18 protein-coding genes are annotated in these 20,064 nt (G+C 64.3%); all 18 read left to right on the plus strand.

Annotated features, from left to right (window positions below; all coding sequences use genetic code 11):
* Window positions 1-247 precede the first annotated feature (247 nt).
* The 18 genes from def to secG all read left to right on the plus strand — a co-directional run bounded on the left by def (window position 248) and on the right by secG (window position 20,047).
* Window positions 248-757: a peptide deformylase gene (gene def / locus H9627_RS08465; RefSeq protein WP_191733574.1), complete on the plus strand. Its 510-nt coding sequence runs from the start codon at window positions 248-250 to the stop codon at window positions 755-757.
* 12 nt (window positions 758-769) lie between these two features.
* On the plus strand, window positions 770-1,717 hold the full coding sequence (fmt, locus tag H9627_RS08470) for a methionyl-tRNA formyltransferase (RefSeq protein ID WP_191733575.1): 948 nt from the start codon (window positions 770-772) through the stop codon (window positions 1,715-1,717).
* Complete coding sequence (locus H9627_RS08475) at window positions 1,714-3,192, plus strand: RsmB/NOP family class I SAM-dependent RNA methyltransferase (protein WP_191733576.1); 1,479 nt, start codon at window positions 1,714-1,716, stop codon at window positions 3,190-3,192. The genes fmt and H9627_RS08475 overlap by 4 nt, the downstream gene beginning before the upstream one ends.
* Before the next feature lie 25 nt (window positions 3,193-3,217).
* Window positions 3,218-3,883, plus strand: a complete 666-nt coding sequence (gene rpe, locus H9627_RS08480; RefSeq protein ID WP_191733577.1) for a ribulose-phosphate 3-epimerase — start codon at window positions 3,218-3,220, stop codon at window positions 3,881-3,883.
* Between the two features lie 5 nt (window positions 3,884-3,888).
* Window positions 3,889-4,875: a bifunctional diaminohydroxyphosphoribosylaminopyrimidine deaminase/5-amino-6-(5-phosphoribosylamino)uracil reductase RibD gene (gene ribD / locus H9627_RS08485; protein ID WP_191733578.1), complete on the plus strand. Its 987-nt coding sequence runs from the start codon at window positions 3,889-3,891 to the stop codon at window positions 4,873-4,875.
* Window positions 4,876-5,493, plus strand: coding sequence for a riboflavin synthase (locus tag H9627_RS08490; RefSeq protein WP_191733579.1), 618 nt, complete (start codon window positions 4,876-4,878; stop codon window positions 5,491-5,493).
* Between the two features lie 5 nt (window positions 5,494-5,498).
* Window positions 5,499-6,785 (plus strand): bifunctional 3,4-dihydroxy-2-butanone-4-phosphate synthase/GTP cyclohydrolase II, encoded by a 1,287-nt coding sequence (locus H9627_RS08495; RefSeq protein WP_225213654.1) that lies wholly within the window; start codon window positions 5,499-5,501, stop codon window positions 6,783-6,785.
* A 9-nt stretch (window positions 6,786-6,794) separates the two neighbouring features.
* Entirely contained in the window at window positions 6,795-7,274 is a 480-nt protein-coding gene (ribH, locus tag H9627_RS08500) for a 6,7-dimethyl-8-ribityllumazine synthase (protein WP_191733581.1), read from the plus strand.
* Between the two features lie 50 nt (window positions 7,275-7,324).
* On the plus strand, window positions 7,325-7,915 hold the full coding sequence (locus tag H9627_RS08505) for a PH domain-containing protein (RefSeq protein WP_191733582.1): 591 nt from the start codon (window positions 7,325-7,327) through the stop codon (window positions 7,913-7,915).
* An 8-nt stretch (window positions 7,916-7,923) separates the two neighbouring features.
* Entirely contained in the window at window positions 7,924-9,981 is a 2,058-nt protein-coding gene (uvrC, locus tag H9627_RS08510) for an excinuclease ABC subunit UvrC (protein WP_191733583.1), read from the plus strand.
* A 36-nt stretch (window positions 9,982-10,017) separates the two neighbouring features.
* A complete protein-coding gene (gene rapZ / locus H9627_RS08515; RefSeq protein ID WP_263599141.1) occupies window positions 10,018-10,962 on the plus strand; it encodes an RNase adapter RapZ in 945 nt (314 codons plus the stop codon).
* A gap of 17 nt (window positions 10,963-10,979) precedes the next feature.
* Window positions 10,980-12,050, plus strand: a complete 1,071-nt coding sequence (locus H9627_RS08520; RefSeq protein WP_225213655.1) for a gluconeogenesis factor YvcK family protein — start codon at window positions 10,980-10,982, stop codon at window positions 12,048-12,050.
* Window positions 12,051-12,144: 94 nt separating this feature from the next.
* Window positions 12,145-13,128 (plus strand): DNA-binding protein WhiA, encoded by a 984-nt coding sequence (whiA, locus tag H9627_RS08525; protein WP_191733584.1) that lies wholly within the window; start codon window positions 12,145-12,147, stop codon window positions 13,126-13,128.
* 475 nt (window positions 13,129-13,603) lie between these two features.
* Window positions 13,604-14,608 carry a type I glyceraldehyde-3-phosphate dehydrogenase gene (gene gap / locus H9627_RS08530; RefSeq protein WP_191733585.1) on the plus strand — a complete coding sequence of 335 codons (1,005 nt, stop codon included), beginning with the start codon at window positions 13,604-13,606 and terminating at the stop codon, window positions 14,606-14,608.
* Between the two features lie 198 nt (window positions 14,609-14,806).
* The gene (gene pgk, locus H9627_RS08535; protein ID WP_191733586.1) at window positions 14,807-16,024 is read left to right on the plus strand and encodes a phosphoglycerate kinase; all 1,218 of its coding nucleotides are present in this window, start codon (window positions 14,807-14,809) and stop codon (window positions 16,022-16,024) included.
* Window positions 16,025-16,074: 50 nt separating this feature from the next.
* Window positions 16,075-16,854, plus strand: a complete 780-nt coding sequence (tpiA, locus tag H9627_RS08540) for a triose-phosphate isomerase (RefSeq protein ID WP_191733587.1) — start codon at window positions 16,075-16,077, stop codon at window positions 16,852-16,854.
* 93 nt (window positions 16,855-16,947) lie between these two features.
* Complete coding sequence (ppc, locus tag H9627_RS08545; RefSeq protein ID WP_191733588.1) at window positions 16,948-19,707, plus strand: phosphoenolpyruvate carboxylase; 2,760 nt, start codon at window positions 16,948-16,950, stop codon at window positions 19,705-19,707.
* Between the two features lie 106 nt (window positions 19,708-19,813).
* Window positions 19,814-20,047, plus strand: coding sequence for a preprotein translocase subunit SecG (secG, locus tag H9627_RS08550; RefSeq protein WP_006767703.1), 234 nt, complete (start codon window positions 19,814-19,816; stop codon window positions 20,045-20,047).
* Window positions 20,048-20,064 lie beyond the last annotated feature (17 nt).

The following is a 20,064-nucleotide window of genomic DNA, read 5'->3' on the forward strand; positions in this document are numbered from 1 at the left end:
TTACCATGATTAGATCATTTGTTCTATTCCACCCTAGATTATGGCCGGGACATCCAGTCCCTTATTCGAACATGATTTCGAAAACCCTCACCCTGACAGACAGTCGCACCCTCACCTCCCAGCAGGCGGGGTGGGGAAGTGTCGGGTCCGGGCGATAGGATGGATGGAACATCTCCCGGCGATACCAGTGACTAAAGCCCCGGGGGAATCCCACATCCCATCCCTTATAAGGAGAACCATCTCAACCATGACCGTTCGTGACGTCAGAATCTTCGGCGATCCGGTATTGACCAGCAGGGCAGATGAGGTCGTTGACTTTGACGAGTCCCTGGCCACACTCGTTGACGACATGTTCGACACCATGGAGGATGCCGGTGGCGTCGGCCTGGCCGCCAACCAGGTCGGCGTGCTGCGGCGCGTGTTCGTCTTCGACTGCAGTCATGTGGACGGGGGCCTGCGCGGCCATGTGGTCAACCCGGTGTGGGAGCCGATCGGGGAGGAGACCCAGACTGGTAAAGAGGGATGTCTGTCCATCCCGGACGTCTCGGCTGAGACCACCCGGTATGAGACCGTCAAGCTGTCCGGGCGGGACAAGGACGGCAATCCGATCGGTCTGGTGGCCTCCGGCCTGTTGTCGCGCTGCATCCAGCATGAGACCGATCACCTCGATGGGGTGCTCTTCCTGAAGCGCCTCGACCCGGCTGAACGCAAGGCCGCGATGGGCGTTATCCGTGCCTCCGACTGGTTCAACAAGTAAAGGATTCCCTCTATGCGTCTAGTGTTCGCAGGCACGCCGGAGCCGGCGGTTGTTGCGCTCCAGAAACTGATTGATTCCGAGCATGAGGTGGTGGCCGTGCTCACCCAGCCGGATGCCCGCCGTGGCCGTGGTCGCACCCTGCACCCCTCCGCGGTCGCCGAGTTGGCGCAGGCCCACGGCATCGAGGTGATCAAACCCTCCAGCCTCAGGGCGGATACCGAGGATGGCCAGGCGGTCCGGCAGCGCCTCGCCGAGTTGCAGCCCGACTGCCTCCCGGTGGTCGCCTTCGGGCAGCTCATCACCCGGGATCTCCTTGATATCGCCCCGCACGGCTGGGTGAATCTCCACTTCTCCCTCCTGCCCGCCTGGCGTGGGGCCGCACCGGTCCAGGCAGCGATCCGCGCGGGTGATCAGATCACCGGGGCCACCTGTTTCCGCATCGACGAGGGACTGGACACCGGCGTGATTCTGTCCATGCTCGAGGAGACGATCCAGCCCACGGACACCGCCGACGACCTGCTCACCCGTCTGGCGTATGCCGGTGCTGACCTGCTGGTTGACACCATGACCGCCCTCGAGTCGGGCACCATCACCCCGCGGGAGCAGACCGGGGAGGCCACCTACGCGCCCAAGATCACCACGGCGGACGCCCGCATCGACTGGGCCGTCCCAGCCGAGGTGATCGACCGCCATATCCGCGCCCACACCCCGGGGCCGGGCGCCTGGACGATGCTTGACGACGCCCGCCTCAAGGTCGGCCCCCTCGTCACCGTGACCGACCTCCCGGACGTCCCAACGCTTACCCCCGGCGCGCTCCACGCGGCCAGGGATGCGGTGTATGTGGGAACCGGGAGCACCCCGGTGGCCCTGGGGCAGATCCAGCCCCCGGGTAAGAAAATGATGAATGCAGCAGACTGGGCCCGTGGTGTCCATCTTGATCAGGAAGCGAGTTTCGAATGAGCCTGGAGAAATCCGGGGGCTTCCGCTCCCGTACCCCCAAAGGCACGCCCAAGAGCACACCCAAGGGTGCGCCCAAGGGGCAGCAGCAGAAGAAGAGTGGGTCCACCTCCAACCGCAACCCCCGTGCAGAGGTCCGGGAGGTGCGGGCACTGGGCGTCGACAAGCCCCGTGAGATTGCCTACGAGGTGCTCGACCGGGTGCGCACCGGTGATGCGTACGCCAACCTGGTGCTGCCCCGTCTGCTGACCAAGCAGAAGCTGGACACCCGGGATGCCGGGTTCGCCACCGAGATCACCTACGGCACCCTGCGCAATCTGGGGTTGCTGGATGCGGTGATCTCCTCGGCGGCCAACCGGCCGGTGAAGGACATTGACCCCGAGGTGCTCGATATTCTGCGCATCGGTGCTTACCAGGTGCTGTTCACCCGCGTGGAGGATCATGCTGCGGTGGACACCACCGTGAAGATGGTCGGTGGGCTCAAGAAGTTCAACGCCACGGGTTTCGCCAATGCCGTCATGCGCACCATCACGCGCACCCCGGCGCCGGAATGGCTGGACAAACTGGAACCGGAGGGTGAGATCGCGCGCGTGGCGTTTCGCACCGCCCACCCGGAGTGGATTGCGCAGAGCTTCTCCCGTCTGCTGCCAGCGGAGGAACTGGAGGATGCCCTGGCCGCCGATTCCGAGCGCCCCGTGGTCCACCTGGTGGCACGTCCCGGCGAGATCAGTGCGGAGGAACTCGCCCTGATCACCGGTGGCGAGGAAGGTAAGTATTCCCCGTATGCCGTCTACCTCGAGGGCGGGGATCCGGGAGACATCGACCCCGTGCAGCAGGGCCTGGCGGCCGTGCAGGACGAGGGCTCCCAGCTCATCGCCCGCGCGCTGGTTGAGGCGCCGGTGGAGGGGGAAGATGAGGGACGCTGGCTTGACTTATGCGCCGGACCGGGTGGCAAGGCCGCCCTGGTGGGTGCGCTGGCACGCATGGATGGTGCCCGCGTGGATGCCATCGAGGTCTCCGATCACCGGGCGAAACTGGTGGAACGCTCCGTCCGTGGTCTGCCCGTGAGGGTGCATGTCGGCGATGGCCGCACCCTCACCCTCGACGACGGTTATGACCGCGCGCTGGTGGATGCCCCCTGTTCCGGACTCGGCGCCCTGCGTCGCCGTCCGGAGGCCCGCTGGCGCAAGCAGGAATCCGATATCGCACCGCTGAACACCCTGCAGTATGAACTGCTGGAATCCGCCATCAACCGGGTGCGCTCCGGCGGCGTCGTGGTCTATTCCACATGCTCCCCGGATCTGCGGGAGACCCGCGAGGTGGTGGACCGTGCCCTGGCCGCCCTGCCCATCGAGGAACTGGATGCCGCCGAGTTCATGCCCGGCATGGACAACACCGGCGAGGGTAAATCCGTGCAGATGTGGCCACACCGTCACGGCACGGATGCGATGTTCGTGGCCATCCTGCGGAAGCGGTGAACCGGTGGGGCTATGATCTGAAGGTATGGCTCAACAGCGCAAACCCATCATTGCCCCATCCATCCTGGCCGCCGATTACGCCCGCCTCGGTGAGGAGATCGCAGCGGTTCCCGATGCCGACTGGATCCACGTCGACATCATGGACGGCCACTTCGTCCCCAACTTGAGTTTCGGTTACGACGTGACCAGGGCCGTTCACCGTGTCACGGACAAACCCCTGGATGTCCACCTCATGATCGAGAACCCCGAGAAGTGGGTTGATCGCTACATCGATGCGGGTGCGGCGTGTGTCATCTTCCACGTCGAGGCCACCGACAAGCATGTGGAACTGGCTCAGCACATCCGCTCCAAGGGCGTGCGCGCCGGGTTCTCCCTGCGCCCGGGCACCCCGATCGAGGATTACCTGGATGACCTCGAGCACTTCGACGAGGTCATCGTCATGAGCGTGGAGCCCGGCTTCGGTGGCCAGAGCTTCATGCCGGATCAGCTGGACAAGGTCCGCACCCTGCGCCGTGTCATCGACGAGCGCGGACTGGACATCATCATCGAGATCGACGGTGGCATCTCCGCCACCACCATCGAACAGGCCGCCGAGGCGGGCGTGGACGCCTTCGTCGCCGGTTCCGCGGTCTTCGGCGCCGGTGAGCCCAACGCCGCCGTGCAGGAACTCCGCGCACTGGCCTCGAAGTAGACCCCGTGAGTCCCGAGGAGGCCCTCCAGCTGGCCATCGAGGCATCCGAGAAGGTCGTCGGTACCACCAGCCCGAACCCGCCGGTCGGTGCCGTCATCCTGGACACGGGCGGTGAGGTCGCCGGTATCGGTGCCACGCAACCACCCGGTGGGGCGCATGCCGAGGTCATGGCGCTGGCCGCCGCGGGGGAGCGTGCCCGTGGCGGCACCGCGGTGGTCACCCTCGAGCCGTGCAACCACACCGGGCGCACGGGTCCCTGCTCGCAGGCGCTTATCGACGCCGGGATAGCCCGGGTTTTCTACGCCAACCCCGATCCCTTCCCGCAGGCCGCCGGAGGGGCCGACCACCTGAGGCAGGCGGGCGTCGACACGCATCTTCTGGGTGTCCCCGTTCCGACGCTCACCCCGTGGCTGCGGGCAACAGAGCTCGGCCGACCTCACATCACCCTCAAATTCGCCGGCACCCTCGACGGCTTCGCCGCAGCCACCGACGGCACCAGCCAGTGGATCACCGGCGAGGCCGCCCGGGCCCATGTGCATGCCGACCGCGCCCGGCGTGACGCCATCATCGTCGGCACCGGCACGGCCCTGGCAGATAACCCCTCCCTGACCGCCCGGGGGCCATCCGGATTGTATGGCCACCAGCCGCGCCGGGTGGTCGTCGGACACAGGCCTGTTCCAACCGGATCCAACCTGGATCGCCTGGGGTTCGAGCAGTACCCGGGAATAGACGAGGCCCTGGCGGCGCTGTGGGAATCAGGATGCCGGGATGTCCTCCTGGAGGGCGGACCCACCCTGGCCGGCACCATGCTGCGTGCGGGCGTCATCGATGCGATCCGGGCCTATGTGGCCCCCGCGATCCTGGGTGCGGGCCGATCCGTGCTCAGCTGGGATGGTGGGACCACCATCTCCGACATCACACGTTTTACCACCACCGCCGTGCACCGCCTCGGCGATGATGTGCTGATTGACATGACTCGAAAGGACCAATAGATGTTCACTGGCATTGTTGAGGAACTCGGCTCCGTTTCCGGCGTGGAGAACCTGGGTGATTCCGTCCGGCTCACCATCGCCGCCGCCCGGGTGCTGGAGGACGTCAACCTCGGTGACTCCATCTCAGTCAACGGTGTGTGCCTGACTGTGGCCACCTTTGAGGACGGGCACTTCACCGCCGACTGCATGCAGGAAACCCTCGACCGCAGTTCGCTCGGGTCACTGACCGTGGGCAGCCCGGTCAACCTGGAACGCGCCATGGCCGCCAACGGTCGCCTTGGCGGACACATCATGCAGGGTCATGTGGACGGCACCACCACGTTGCTGTCCCGGGAGAGTTCCGAGAACTGGGATGTCCTGCGGTTCGCACTGCCCGCCGACCTGGCGCGCTACGTGGTGGAGAAGGGCTCCATCGCCCTCAACGGCACCTCCCTGACCGTGTCCTCCCTGGGGGAGGACTGGTTCGAGGTCTCCCTCATCCCCACCACCCTGCGCGAGACCACCCACGGTCAACTGCAGGTGGGTGATGTGGTCAACATCGAAGTCGATGTGATCGCCAAGTACGTCGAACGCATGATGACGGGCCCTGGCGCATCCGCCGGCGCAGGGGAGAACTAAGGTTGATGACTGTGACTGAGAACGCCGCACAGAACAGCCAACTGGACACAGTTGAAGAAGCCATCGCAGAAATCGCCGCCGGCAGGGCCGTGGTTGTCGTCGATGATGAGAACCGGGAGAACGAAGGCGACATCATCTTCGCCGCGGAACTCGCCACCCCGGAGCTGGTGGCCTTCATGGTCCGCTACTCCTCCGGTTATATCTGCACACCGATGACCTCAGAGGACGCAGACCGTCTGGATCTGCCGCCGATGACCGCACACAACCAGGATGCCCGCGGCACCGCCTACACCGTGACCGTGGATGCCAACACCGGATCCACCGGTATCTCGGCAACCGACCGTGCGCACACCATCCGACTGCTCGCCGACCCCACCTCCGACCGCACCGACTTCACCCGGCCCGGACACGTGGTGCCACTGCGTGCCCGGGAGGGTGGTGTCCTGGTCCGCGCCGGGCACACCGAAGCCGCCGTGGACCTGGCCCGGGCCGCGGGTCTGCGCCCCGCCGGCGTGATCTGTGAGGTGGTCAGTGAGGAGGACCCCACCGGCATGGCCAGGCTCCCGGAGCTGCGCCGGTTCTGTGACACCCACGGTCTCAAGCTGATCTCCATCGAGCAGCTCATCGCCTGGCGACGCAAGAACGAGATCCTCGTCGAGCGCGTCGTGGAGACAAAACTCCCCACCGAGATCGGGGAGTTCACCGCGGTGGGCTACCGCTCCAAGGTCGACGGCACCGAACTCATGGCCATTGTCGAGGGTGATCCCTCCTCCGACGGTGGGGAGAACGTCCTGGTCCGGGTGCACTCCGAATGCCTCACCGGTGATGTCTTCGGCTCCCGCCGCTGTGACTGCGGACAGCAGCTCAACGAATCCCTGCGCATGATCCACGAGGCCGGTCGCGGCGTTGTGGTCTACATGCGCGGACATGAGGGCCGCGGCATCGGCCTGCTGTCCAAACTGCGTGCCTACCAGCTCCAGGACGAGGGCGCCGACACCGTCGACGCCAACCTCGCCCTCGGACTGCCCGCGGATGCCCGCGAATTCGGCACCGGCGCACAGATCCTCTACGACCTGGGCGTGCGGTCCATCAACCTGATGAGCAACAACCCCACCAAACGCATGGGACTGGAGGGCCACGGCATCTCCATCGCCGGCCGGACCCCCATCCCGGTTCAGGTCCACGAGGACAACATCCGTTACCTGCGCACCAAGCGCGACCGCATGGGGCACATCCTGCCCGCGATCGATGAGTGGGACGCGGCCCACGGTGACACCGACGAGACGACTTAGGAGCCCAGCATGGCCAAAGAAGGACTGCCCGAGATCACCCTGCCCGATGCCACGGGACTCCGCGTCGCCGTGGTGACCGCCCGCTGGAACGCGGAGATCTGCGACCGCCTGCACGACCACGCCGTCACCGCCGGCCGTGACGCCGGTGCAGAGGTCAGCGAATACCGCGTGGTCGGGGCCCTGGAGCTACCCGTGGTGGTTCAGGAACTCGCCCACACCCATGATGCGGTGGTGGCGCTGGGATGCGTCATCCGCGGTGGCACCCCGCACTTCGACTACGTGTGTGACTCCGTCACCGAGGGCCTGACCCGCATTGCGCTGGACACCTCCACCCCGATCGGCAACGGTGTGCTGACCACCAACACCGAGGAGCAGGCGATCGAACGCTCCGGTGGGGAGGGCGCCGTGGAGGACAAGGGTGCCGAGGCCATGGTGGCCGCACTCGATACCGCGCTGGTGCTTTCCCGGATTCGTGCCGACAGGGGTTAGACTGTCTTCCAGAAACCCACGCAGGAACTGAATGAAGGATTTGTGACAAAGTGACGACCAACGCTCCTGACGGCGCAACGGAGGACCGAAACAACGTGGATGAGACCACCCCTCAGGCCGTCAGTGGGCAGACGACCCGGCTCAGCGACGAAGAGATGCAGATCTACACCGCCGCCTACGCCGGAACCACCACCGATAAGCCGTGGCGTCTGGTGGTCACCTCCAAGACCATGAAGCAACTGGCCTGGATCATCGTCGTCGTGGTCATGGCCGTGCACATCTTCATGGGTGCCGTCGTGGACGTTGACTTCACCGGTGCCGCCGTGTCCTTCATCGACACCCTCGCCTTCCCCGGCATCGGCATACTGCTCTCCGTCCTGGCCTACATCGGATTCACCCGTGCCCGTGTCCGGGCCAACGAGGACGGTGTTGAGGTCCGCAACTTCATCGGCACCCGTTTCTACCCGTGGGCGGTCATCTACGGCATGTCCTTCCCCAAGGGTGCCCGCGTGGCGCGCCTGGAGCTCCCGGATTTCGAGTTCGTCCCCATGTGGGCGTTCCAGGCCCGCGACGGTGAGTCAGTCGTGCGTGCCGTGGCTGAATTCCGTGAACTCGAGAACAAGTACATGCCGGAGGACTAACACCCCCCATGGCAGATCCGACCACCTACCGCCCGGCGCCCGGGACCATTCCCACGGAGCCGGGCGTTTACAAATTCCGCGATGACGCCCGCCGCGTCATCTACGTGGGCAAGGCGAAGAACCTCCGCGCCCGCCTGTCCAACTACTTCCAGGACGTCACCCAACTGCACCCGCGCACCCGGCAGATGGTGTTCGCCGCATCCTCGGTGGAGTGGACCGTGGTGGGCAGCGAGGTGGAGGCCCTCCAGCTCGAATACACCTGGATCAAACGTTTCGATCCCCGGTTCAACGTCAAGTACCGCGATGACAAGTCCTATCCCATGCTGGCCGTATCCACCGGCGAGCGGTTCCCCCGTGCCTTCTTCTACCGTGGCCCCCGCCGGAAGGGTGTGCGCTACTACGGGCCGTACTCCCATGCCTGGGCGGTGCGTGAAACCCTCGATCTGCTCATCCGCGTGTTTCCCATGCGCACCTGCTCGAAGGGTGTGTTCAACCGTCATGAGAACCTGGGGCGACCGTGTCTGCTGGGATATATCGACAAGTGCGCCGCGCCCTGCGTGGGCAGGGTGAGCGAGGAGGAACACCGGGAGATCGTCGATGGTTTCTGTTCCTTCATGTCGGGGCACACCGACAAGGTCACCCGTGAGCTCACCGCGGAGATGATGACAGCCTCGGAGGAACTCGACTTCGAGCGGGCGGCGCGCCTGCGTGATGATCTCGGTGCCATCAACAAGGTGATGGAGAAGCAGGCCGTCGTGCTTGGCGACGGAACCGATGCCGACATCATCGCCTTCGCCACCGACGAGCTGGAGGCCGCCGTGCAGATCTTCCACGTCCGTGGCGGCCGCATCCGTGGTCAGCGCGGCTGGGTTGTGGAGAAGACCGGCGACTGGGACCTTCTCGACGACTCTGATGATGAGGGACCGGATCCCGCGCTGCCACACCTCATGCAGCATTTCCTCGTGCAGTTCTACGGCGATGCCGTGGAGCGTGCCGAATCCGAGGCCGCCGAGGATGCCGAACAGATCGAGCGGCAGGTCAAACGCAGGGGAGTGGACCAGTACCGTGAGGCCCCTCCAACCGTGGTGCCCCGCGAGATCCTGGTCCAGGTGGAACCCCACGAGCTGGAGCAGACCCGCAAGGTGCTCGAGGGGCTGCGCGGCGCCGGTGTGGATCTGCGTGTTCCCCAGCGCGGTGACAAACGTTCCCTCATGGAAACAGTGGAGAGGAACGCCCGTGAGCAGCTGAAACAGCACAAGATCAAGCGCGTGGGGGACCTCACCGCCCGGTCGGCGGCACTGCAGGATATCCAGGAGGCCCTGGATATGGAACAGGCCCCGCTGCGCATCGAATGCACCGACATCTCCCACATCCAGGGCACCGACGTGGTGGCCTCACTGGTGGTCTTCGAGGACGGTCTGCCCCGCAAATCCGACTACCGCCGCTACCGCATCAAGGAGGCGGCCGGTGACGGGCACTCCAACGATGTCGCCTCCATCGCGGAGGTGACCCGACGACGTTTCCTGCGCCACCACCGCGACAAACTCGCCGTCCCGGAGGAACTCGATGATGCCACCTTCTCCGATGAGAAGGTCGAGGAGATGTCCACGGACAACAGACGCTTCGCCTATCCGCCGCAGTTGTTCATCGTGGATGGTGGTGCCCCCCAGGTTGCAGCCGCCCAGGAGGTCTTCGATGAGTTGGGCATCGTCGATGTCACCCTGGTGGGTCTGGCCAAGCGGCTGGAGGAGATCTGGCTGCCGGGTGATCCCGACCCGGTGATCCTGCCACGTAACTCCCCGGCGCTGTTCCTGCTCCAGCAGGTCCGCGACGAGGCACACCGCTTTGCCATCACCTACCACCGGCAGCAGCGTTCCAAGCGGATGCGGGTCTCCGAGCTCGACGACATCAGGGGGCTCGGTCAGGCACGCCGGACGGAGCTGGTGAAACACTTCGGTTCGGTGGCGCGCCTGAAGGAGGCGACCGTCGAGGACATCGCCGGCGTGAAGGGTTTCGGACCCAAACTGGCGCAGAGCGTGTTCGAGGCCCTGCACCCGCCGGAATGATGTGTGGGGGACCGGGGCCTGACTAGTATGTAGGACATGAACCAAACCCCTGGCTCAACGGTGCCTGAAACTGATTCCCCGGTTACGTCCCCCGATTCATCCCTCGCCGCCCCTGAAACCACCTTCACCCCGGTCGTCATCACGGGGATGTCCGGTGCGGGTCTCAGCACCGCAGCCCGGGTTCTCGAGGATCTGGGTTGGTTTGTCACCCACAACCTGCCACCCCAGATGATCCTGCCCCTGGTGGAGATGTGTGCCCGCGAGGACTCCCCGGTGGACAAGGTCGCCGTGGTCTGTGATGTGCGTTCCCGGGAGTTCCGGGGCGGTCTGCGTGAGACGATCACGGAGCTGGGGGAGAAGAACCTGGCCCCCACGGTGTTGTTCCTTGATGCCCGCGATGACGAACTCATCCGACGCTTCGACAATGTTCGACGCACCCATCCCCTCCAGGGCAGCCAGACCCTCCAGGTGGGCATCGAGCGCGAACGTCAGATGCTCTCGGATCTCAAGGAGGAGGCCGATGTGGTCATCGACACCTCGGAGTTGTCCGTCCATGACCTGCGGCGTGCCATTGAGTCGTCCTTCCGGACGATCGCCAAGCGTGTCCAGCACGTCACCATCGAGTCCTTCGGTTTCAAGCACGGCTCCCCGCGCGACGCCGATTTCATCATCGACGCACGTTTCCTCCCCAACCCGTTCTGGGTTCCGGAACTCCGACCCTTCCGGGGTGTGGACAAGCCGGTCTCTGATTATGTGCTCAGCCAGAAGGGGGCGGGGGAGTTCCTCGACAACTTCATCGCCATGCTCGATGACATGCTGCCCGGTTACCGGCATGAGGGTAAGAACTTCATCACCGTGGGCATCGGTTGCACCGGTGGCCACCACCGTTCGGTGGCGGTCTCCGAGGAACTGGCCCGCCGACTGGGCGAACGCTCCGACCTGGATGTGTCCGTGGTGCACCGCGACATCAACCGCAACTAGGCGGCGCAGGAACCCTCATGACCTTCCTGTCCGATATTCCCAATCCCACCTCTGAAATGGCTTCCCTCTTGACTTCCGACGATCTCGACCCGATCCCCGCCTGCACGGCGGACCACCCGCACACCATCACCAGTCTCGGAGGTGGTCACGGACTCTTCCAGACGCTGCGGGCGGTGCGCAACTGCGCCCCGGAGAAGATCAATGCGGTGGTGACGGTGGCGGATGATGGTGGATCCTCGGGACGCATCCGCCACGAGCTGGGACAGATCCCACCGGGTGACCTGCGCATGGCGCTGGCCGCGCTCACCGCCGATGATGACGAGGGAATGCTGTGGGAGGGTCTCCTCCAGCACCGCTTCGGTGGGCACGGTGCACTGGCCGGGCATGCCCTGGGCAACCTGCTCATTGTTGCGCTCACCGATATCTTCGGCACTTCACAGCTCGCCCTGGACAAGGTCGCGGAACTGGCCGGTTCCACAGGCCGGGTCCTGCCGGTCTGTGTGGAACCACTGGATCTTGAAGCGGAGGTCTCCGGCCTGGATCAGGATCCACGCCTGATGCGTCAGGTCCGTGGTCAGGTCGCGGTGGCGGCAACCCCCGGGCAGGTGCGTCGGGTCCGTCTGATCCCGGAGCGTCCCGAAGCCAACCCCGAGGCGGTGCAGGCCATCCTGGACGCGGATCTGGTCACCCTCGGCCCCGGTTCCTGGTTCTCCTCGGTGATCCCGCATATCCTCGTGCCCGACGTTGTTGATGCACTCGACAGGACCGACGCGGTCAAGATCCTGGTGCTGAATCTGACTGCCGAGCCGGGTGAAACCAACGGTTTCTCCGCCGAACGCCACATCCATGTCCTGCGACAGCACGCCAACAACCTCAAGGTCGATCACGTCATCGTCGATTCCGGCACGGTCACCCTGACCTCCGAGCGCGATCACATTGCCCGGACAGCGAAAACCCTCGGCGCGGACGTCAGTTTCCAGGATGTCCGGGCAGAGGATGGCCGCGGACGGTTCACCAGCGTCCACGACCCCTCCAAACTGTGTGATGCGCTGATGAAACGGTACGCGGAGATCACCGCCCGCAGGTAGGACTGACCCCAGTCCACTAGGCTGAGGGGTCAGGAATTTTCAACCGTGGGGAGGCGGTACGCACCGCCCCGCCGTGGTTCAAGGAAGGTTGACTTTGTCACTGACAACTGACATCAAGGATGAATTGGCCCGGGTCCCGGTGACCCGCCAGAGCGCGAAGGCGGCGGAGGTGTCCGCACTTTTGCGTTTCGCAGGTGAGATGCAGTCGATCACGGGCCGGCTGGTCATAGAGGTCAATCTGGACAGCATGGCGGTCGCACGACGGCTCCAGGATTTCATCAGCCAGCTGTATGACACCGAGGTCCAGGTGCACACGGTCACCCCGGGCGGGGCCCGGAAAACCCCGAAATTTCTGGTCCGCATCGTGCACAATGCCGACGAGGTGGCCCGCAGGGCCGGATTGGTGACCCGGTCGGGGCACCTCATCCGGGGTCTGTCACCCCAGGTGGTCTCCGGCACGATCAGTGATGCGGAGGCCGCGTGGCGCGGGGCATTCCTAGCGGGGGGTTCGCTCACCGACCCGGGAAGGTCTTCCGCGCTGGAGGTGGTGTGCCCGTGTCAGGAGGCGGCCCTCGCCCTGGTGGGGTGTGCGCGCAGAATCGGGGTCACCGCGAAGACGAAGGATTCCCGCGGGTCCGAGCGGGTGGTGGTCCGGGATGCGGAGGCCATCGGCGCGCTGCTTACGCGGATCGGTGCCCAGAAGTCGCGGATCGTCTGGGAGGAGAAGCGCCTCTCACGGGAGGTGCGGACCCCCGCTAACCGTCTGGCCAACTTCGATGATGCCAATCTCCGGAGGTCGGCGCGCGCGGCGGTGGCAGCGGCTGCCCGGGTGGAGCGGGCGATGAAGATCCTGGGCGATGATGTGCCTGAGCACCTCGCGGAAGCCGGGCAACTCCGGGTTCAGCACCGTCAGGCCTCGCTGGAGGAGCTCGGCCGTCTCGCCGACCCCCAGATGACCAAGGACGCGGTGGCCGGCCGTATCCGTCGACTGCTGACGACGGCGGACAAACGCGCCCGGGACCTCGGCATCCCCGACACCACGGTTGCGGTGACCGAAGAGCTTCTCGACGAGTTGTAGATTCCGTTTCCTCCCCCGGTGAAACGACATCCGGTGGCCGAGGGAGGGGATTAGTTTCATGATAAAAGGTGATTTATATCACGAGCCGGGAATCGTGTGGCCTGGACTTCCCACCCCTATGGTCTGACCATTGCTAGCCCTGTGTGGGGGTGAAGTTCGCTGGCTGGCAGGTGGATGTTTCACGAATGATCACCCGCATCGCAGGAAACGTGGGATGCCACCCCTGATCGGGCGGGCCTGGATTTCTGATTATGCCCGTTCCTAGGGAAAAGTCCTGCAGGATCTGCCGGATGGCGTTAAAATCGGGGATAGGTTAACACGCCACAGACTGGGCAACGAAGCCAATATCGGTAGATTCAGATGTTAGGTGAGTCTCAAGTTTCCACGAGTGAACCTGATGGCCGGTGCTTGTACCACCGGTGAGTTTGAATCTTTGAGCAATGAACTTCCCCACCATTTCATGAGGAGCAACAATATGACGATTCGTGTTGGTATCAACGGTTTTGGCCGCATCGGACGTAACTTCTACCGCGCAGTACTCGAGCGCAGCGACGACCTCGAGATTGTTGCAGTCAACGACCTGACTGACAACAAGACCCTGTCGACCCTCCTGAAGTTCGACTCCATCCTCGGACGTCTCTCCGAAGAGGTCGAGTACGATGATGAGTCCATCACCGTCGGCGGCAACCGCATCGCCGTCTACGCTGAGCGCGACCCCAAGAACCTCGACTGGGCTGCCCACAACGTTGATATCGTTATCGAGTCCACCGGTTTCTTCACCGATGCCCAGGCAGCCAAGGCTCACATCGATGCCGGCGCCAAGAAGGTCATCATCTCCGCACCGGCCTCCAACGAGGACGCAACCTTCGTCTACGGTGTCAACCACCAGGACTACGACCCGGAGAACCACCACGTCATCTCCGGCGCATCCTGCACCACCAACTGCCTCGCACCGATGGCCAAGGTCCTCAACGACAAGTTCGGCATCGAGAACGGCCTGATGACCACCATCCACGCCTACACCGGCGACCAGCGCCTCCACGACGCTCCCCACAAGGATCTGCGTCGTGCCCGTGCCGCAGCGGTCAACATCGTCCCGACCTCCACCGGTGCAGCCAAGGCTGTCGCCTTGGTCCTGCCTGAGCTCAAGGGCAAGCTCGACGGCTACGCACTCCGCGTCCCGGTCATCACCGGTTCCGCCACCGACCTGACCTTCACCACCAACTCCGAGGTCACCGTCGAGGCCGTCAACGCAGCCATCAAGGAAGCCGCCACCGGCGAGCTGGCTGACACCCTGGCCTACACCGAGGAGCCGATCGTCTCCACCGACATCGTCACCGACCCCCACGGTTCCATCTTCGATGCCGGCCTGACCAAGGTCTCCGGCAACACCGTCAAGGTGGTCTCCTGGTACGACAACGAGTGGGGCTACACCTGCCAGCTGCTGCGTCTGACCGAGCTGGTTGCCTCCAAGATCTAGTCCAGATCCTTGAAGCCACAGTTCGCTCGGCCTGAACCCAGGGCCCGGTCCTGCGGCTGACCCTCTGACCCGGGGTGTGCCTCGGCACACCCCGGGTCATTTTCCGTGTCGGCTTCACTACAATCTAGATGCGACTGCGCGGGCACGAGACGCAGTCCACCCCACTAAACTTCACCCAACAAACCCAAGGAGTACGGCATGGCTGTAAAGACCCTCAAGGATCTGCTCGACGAAGGCGTCGACGGACGTCACGTCATCGTTCGTTCGGACTTCAACGTCCCCCTCAACGATGATCGTGAAATCACCGACAAGGGCCGCATCATCGCCTCCCTGCCCACCCTGAAGGCACTCACCGAAGCCGGCGCCAAGGTCATCGTCATGGCCCACCTCGGCCGCCCCAAGGGTGAGGTCAATGAGAAGTACTCCCTCGCCCCGGTGGCTGAGGCGCTGTCCGACGAGCTCGGTCAGTACGTGGCACTGGCAGCAGATGTTGTCGGCGAGGATGCCCACGAGCGTGCCAACGGCCTGACCGAGGGCGACATCCTCCTGCTGGAGAACGTCCGTTTCGATCCACGCGAGACCTCTAAGGATGAGGCCGAGCGTGGCGCCTTCGCCGACGAACTCGCAGCCCTGGCGGCCGACAACGGTGCCTTCGTCTCCGATGGCTTCGGCGTGGTCCACCGTGCACAGACCTCGGTCTACGACATCGCCAAGCGCCTGCCACACTACGCCGGCGGACTGGTGGAGAATGAGATCTCCGTTCTGGAGAAGATCGCCGAGAACCCCGAGGCACCGTACACCGTCGTGCTCGGTGGCTCCAAGGTCTCCGACAAGATCGGTGTCATTGAGGCGCTGGCCTCCAAGGCCGACTCCATCATCATCGGTGGCGGCATGTGTTACACCTTCCTCAAGGCGCAGGGACACGACGTCCAGAAGTCCATGCTGCAGGACGAGATGATCGACACCTGCAAGGATCTCCTGGAGCGTTTCGGCGACAAGATCGTCCTCCCCGTCGATCTCACCTGGGCTTCCGAGTTCGCCAAGGACGCCGAGAAGAAGGTCACCGACCTGGATTCCGCACCGGAGGGGTGGCTCTCCCTGGACATCGGACCGAAGTCCGTTGAGAAGTTCGCCGAGGTGCTCGGTTCCTCCAAGACCATCTTCTGGAACGGCCCCATGGGTGTGTTCGAGTTCGAGGCATTCTCCGACGGCACCCGTGGCATCGCCCAGGCCATCATCGACGCCACCGCCAACAACGGGGCATTCTCCGTTGTCGGCGGCGGTGACTCCGCAGCATCCGTTCGTGTGCTCGGCCTGGATGAGGAGGGCTTCTCCCACATCTCCACCGGTGGCGGTGCCTCCCTCGAATTCCTCGAGGGCAAGGAACTGCCGGGCGTGGCCATCCTCAAGGACTAACCCCACCCATCCGCTCACGTTTTCTCCCCTAGAAGGAAGGTGTGTCACCCATGGCACGTAAACCACTCATCGCCGGTAACTGGAAGATGAACCTGGATCACCAGCAGGCCATCGGAACGGTCCAGAAGCTCGCATTCGCCCTGCACAAGGACTACTACGAGAAGGTCGATGTTGCGGTGACCGTCCCCTTCACCGATCTGCGATCCGTCCAGACCCTGGTGGAGGGTGACAAGCTGCAGATCACCTACGGTGCGCAGGATGTCTCCCCGCACGAGTCCGGTGCCTACACCGGCGAGGTTTCCGCCTCCATGCTGGCGAAGCTGAACTGCTCCTGGGTTGTCGTCGGCCACTCCGAGCGGCGCGAATACCACAACGAGACCGACGAGCTTGTGGCTGCGAAGGCCAAGGCTGCCCTGGGCAAGGGCATCAGCCCGATCGTCTGTGTCGGCGAGCCACTGGAGATCCGCGAGGCGGGAACCCATGTGGACTACGTGGTCGAGCAGACCCGCGCCTCCCTGGCGGGCCTCAGCGCCGATGAGCTGGCCAACACGGTCATCGCCTATGAGCCTGTCTGGGCCATCGGAACCGGCAAGGTCGCCTCTGCAGCCGACGCCCAGGAGGTCTGCAAGGCTATCCGTGGCCTGGTCTCCGAGCTCGCCGGTGAGGACGTCGCCGCCGGAATGCGCATCCTCTACGGTGGGTCCGTGAAGGCTGAGACCATCGCCGAGATCGTCACCCAGCCCGATGTGGACGGTGGCCTCGTCGGTGGCGCCTCCCTGGATGGTGAGGCTTTCGCCAAACTCGCTGCGAATGCGGCGAACGCCGTCTAAGCACCGGAAACAGACAATCCCGCCCGCCGAGATCCACCTACGTCAGGAGAATCCGGCGGGCGGTTTCTACTTCTACAGGAGCTGAACACAACCGTGAATGAACTTCTCCGCGACGATATCCGTTATCTCGGCCGCATCCTGGGCGAGGTGATCTCCGAACAGGAGGGCCACCACGTCTTCGAACTGGTTGAGCGGGCCCGCCGGACCTCCTTCGACATCGCCAAGGGGCGCACGGAGATGGACAGTCTCGTGGAGGTGTTTGCAGGTATCGACCCCGAGGACGCCACACCCGTGGCCCGCGCCTTCACCCACTTCGCCCTGCTGGCCAACCTCGCCGAGGATCTCCATGATGCCGCCCAGCGGGAACAGGCGCTGAACTCAGGTGAACCCGCGCCGGACAGTACACTCGAAGCCACCTGGGCCAAGCTCGATGACGCCGGGGTGGGCAGCGAGGAGGTCGCCGCGGTGATCCGCAATGCACTTGTTGCTCCGGTCCTCACCGCGCACCCGACGGAAACCCGGCGTCGTACCGTGTTCGACGCGCAGAAGCACATCACCGCCCTGATGGAGGAACGCCACCTGCTCCTGGCCCTGCCCACGCATGCCCGGACCCAGTCCAAGCTGGACGGCATTGAGCGCAACATCCGCCGGCGGATCACGATCCTGTGGCAGACCGCCCTCATCCGCGTGGCGCGTCCCCGCATCGAGGACGAGGTCGAGGTGGGACTGCGTTATTACAAGCTGAGCCTGCTCGCCGAGATCCCCCGCATCAATCATGACGTGACCGTGGAACTGACCCGCCGTTTCGGGGATGAGGTCCCCACCACGGCCATGGTTAGGCCCGGATCCTGGATCGGCGGGGACCACGACGGCAATCCCTTTGTCACCGCGGACACCGTCAGCTACGCCACCCACCGGGCCGCGGAGACCGTGTTCAAGTACTATGTCAAGCAGCTGCACGCCCTGGAACACGAGCTCAGTCTCTCCGACCGGATGAATGTCATCAGCGATGAGCTGCGTGTGCTTGCCGACGCCGGCCAGAATGACGCACCCAGCCGGGTCGATGAACCCTACCGCCGGGCCATCCACGGCATGCGTGGCCGGATGCTGGCCACCACCGCCACCCTGATCGGTGAGGAGGCGGTCGAGGGCACCTGGTTCAAGGCCTTCACACCCTATGCCGATACCGGCGAGTTCAAACGCGACCTCGACATCGTGGACAGCTCCCTGAGGTTATCCCGGGACGACATCATCGCCGATGATCGCCTGGCCATGGTGCGCTCGGCCCTGGACAGCTTCGGGTTCAACCTCTACTCCCTGGACCTGCGCCAGAATTCCGACGGTTTCGAGGATGTCCTCACCGAGTTGTTCGCCACCGCCCAGACCGAGGAGAACTACCGCGGGCTGACGGAGGGGGAGAAGCTGGACCTGCTGCTCCGGGAACTGAGCACACCCCGCCCGCTCATCCCGCACGGGGACCCGGACTACTCCGAGGCCACCAACCGTGAACTGGGGATCTTCTCCAAGGCGGCGGAGGCGGTCCGGAAATTCGGTCCCCTCATGGTGCCGCACTGCATCATCTCCATGGCCTCCTCGGTCACGGACATCCTCGAGCCCATGGTCCTGCTCAAGGAGTTCGGTCTGATCCGGGCCAACGGGGAGAACCCGACGGGCAGCATCGATGTGATCCCCCTGTTCGAGACCATCGACGACCTCCAGCGCGGCGCCGGCATCCTGCAGGAATTGTGGGATATCGACCTCTACCGCAATTACCTCGAGCAACGGGACAATGTCCAGGAGGTCATGCTGGGGTATTCCGACTCCAACAAGGACGGCGGGTACTTCGCCGCGAACTGGGCGCTTTACGACGCAGAACTACGCCTGGTCGAACTATGCCGTGGCCGTAAGGTCAAGCTCCGCCTCTTCCACGGACGTGGCGGCACGGTGGGTCGTGGCGGCGGTCCCTCCTATGACGCGATCCTGGCCCAGCCCAAGGGCGCGGTCCGGGGTGCGGTGCGGGTGACTGAACAGGGCGAGATCATCTCCGCGAAGTACGGCAACCCGGATACGGCGCGCCGCAATCTCGAGGCGCTGGTTTCCGCGACGCTGGAGGCATCCCTCCTGGATGATGTGGAGCTGCCCAACCGCGAACGGGCGCACCAGATCATGGGGGAGATCTCGGAGTTGAGCTTCCGCAAGTACTCCTCGCTGGTCCATGAGGATCCCGGGTTCATCCAGTACTTCACCCAGTCCACCCCCCTGCAGGAGATCGGATCCCTCAACATCGGTTCCCGGCCCTCCTCGCGTAAACAGACCAACACGGTGGAGGATCTGCGGGCCATCCCGTGGGTGCTCAGCTGGTCGCAGTCCCGTGTCATGCTGCCGGGCTGGTTCGGTGTGGGCACCGCGCTGCGTGAGTGGATCGGTGAGGGGGAGGGCGCTGCGGAACGGATCGCGGAGCTGCAGGAACTCAACCGGTGCTGGCCGTTTTTCACCTCGGTGCTGGACAACATGGCCCAGGTGATGAGCAAGGCAGAACTGCGCCTGGCCAGGTTGTATGCCGATCTCATTCCGGATCGCGAGGTGGCCAACCGGATCTATGAAACCATCTTCGGGGAGTATTTCCTGACAAAGGAGATGTTCTGCACCATCACCGGTTCCCAGGATCTGCTCGATGACAACCCGGCGCTGGCACGATCGGTGCGCAGCAGGTTCCCCTACCTGCTGCCACTCAATGTCATCCAGGTGGAGATGATGCGCCGGTACCGTTCGGGAGATGAGAGCACGGCTGTCCCACGTAATATCCGTCTGACCATGAATGGATTGTCCACGGCCCTGCGCAACTCGGGCTAGGGCGGAGACGCCCCGTGACGGCGAGCCCTGTGTATACTGTCTAAAGTTGCCCGGGTTGTCCCGGGCGTGACGGATAGACAACTTAACGGCAAAGGATTCTCCCCACATGGCACTGACGCTTCAAATCGTCCTCGTTCTCGCCAGCGTGCTCATGACGGTCTTCGTCCTGCTGCACAAGGGTAAGGGCGGCGGTCTCTCCAGCCTCTTCGGCGGTGGCGTGCAGTCCAACCTCTCCGGTTCCACGGTGGTGGAGAAGAACCTGGACCGCGTCACCATCCTGACCGCGGTCATCTGGCTGATCTGTATTGTCGCGCTCAACCTCATCCAGGCGTACTCCTAACACCTGATTCTCTTTCA

The sequence above is a fragment of the Corynebacterium gallinarum genome, assembly GCF_014837045.1.
GTDB classification, from domain to species: Bacteria; Actinomycetota; Actinomycetes; order Mycobacteriales; family Mycobacteriaceae; genus Corynebacterium; species Corynebacterium gallinarum.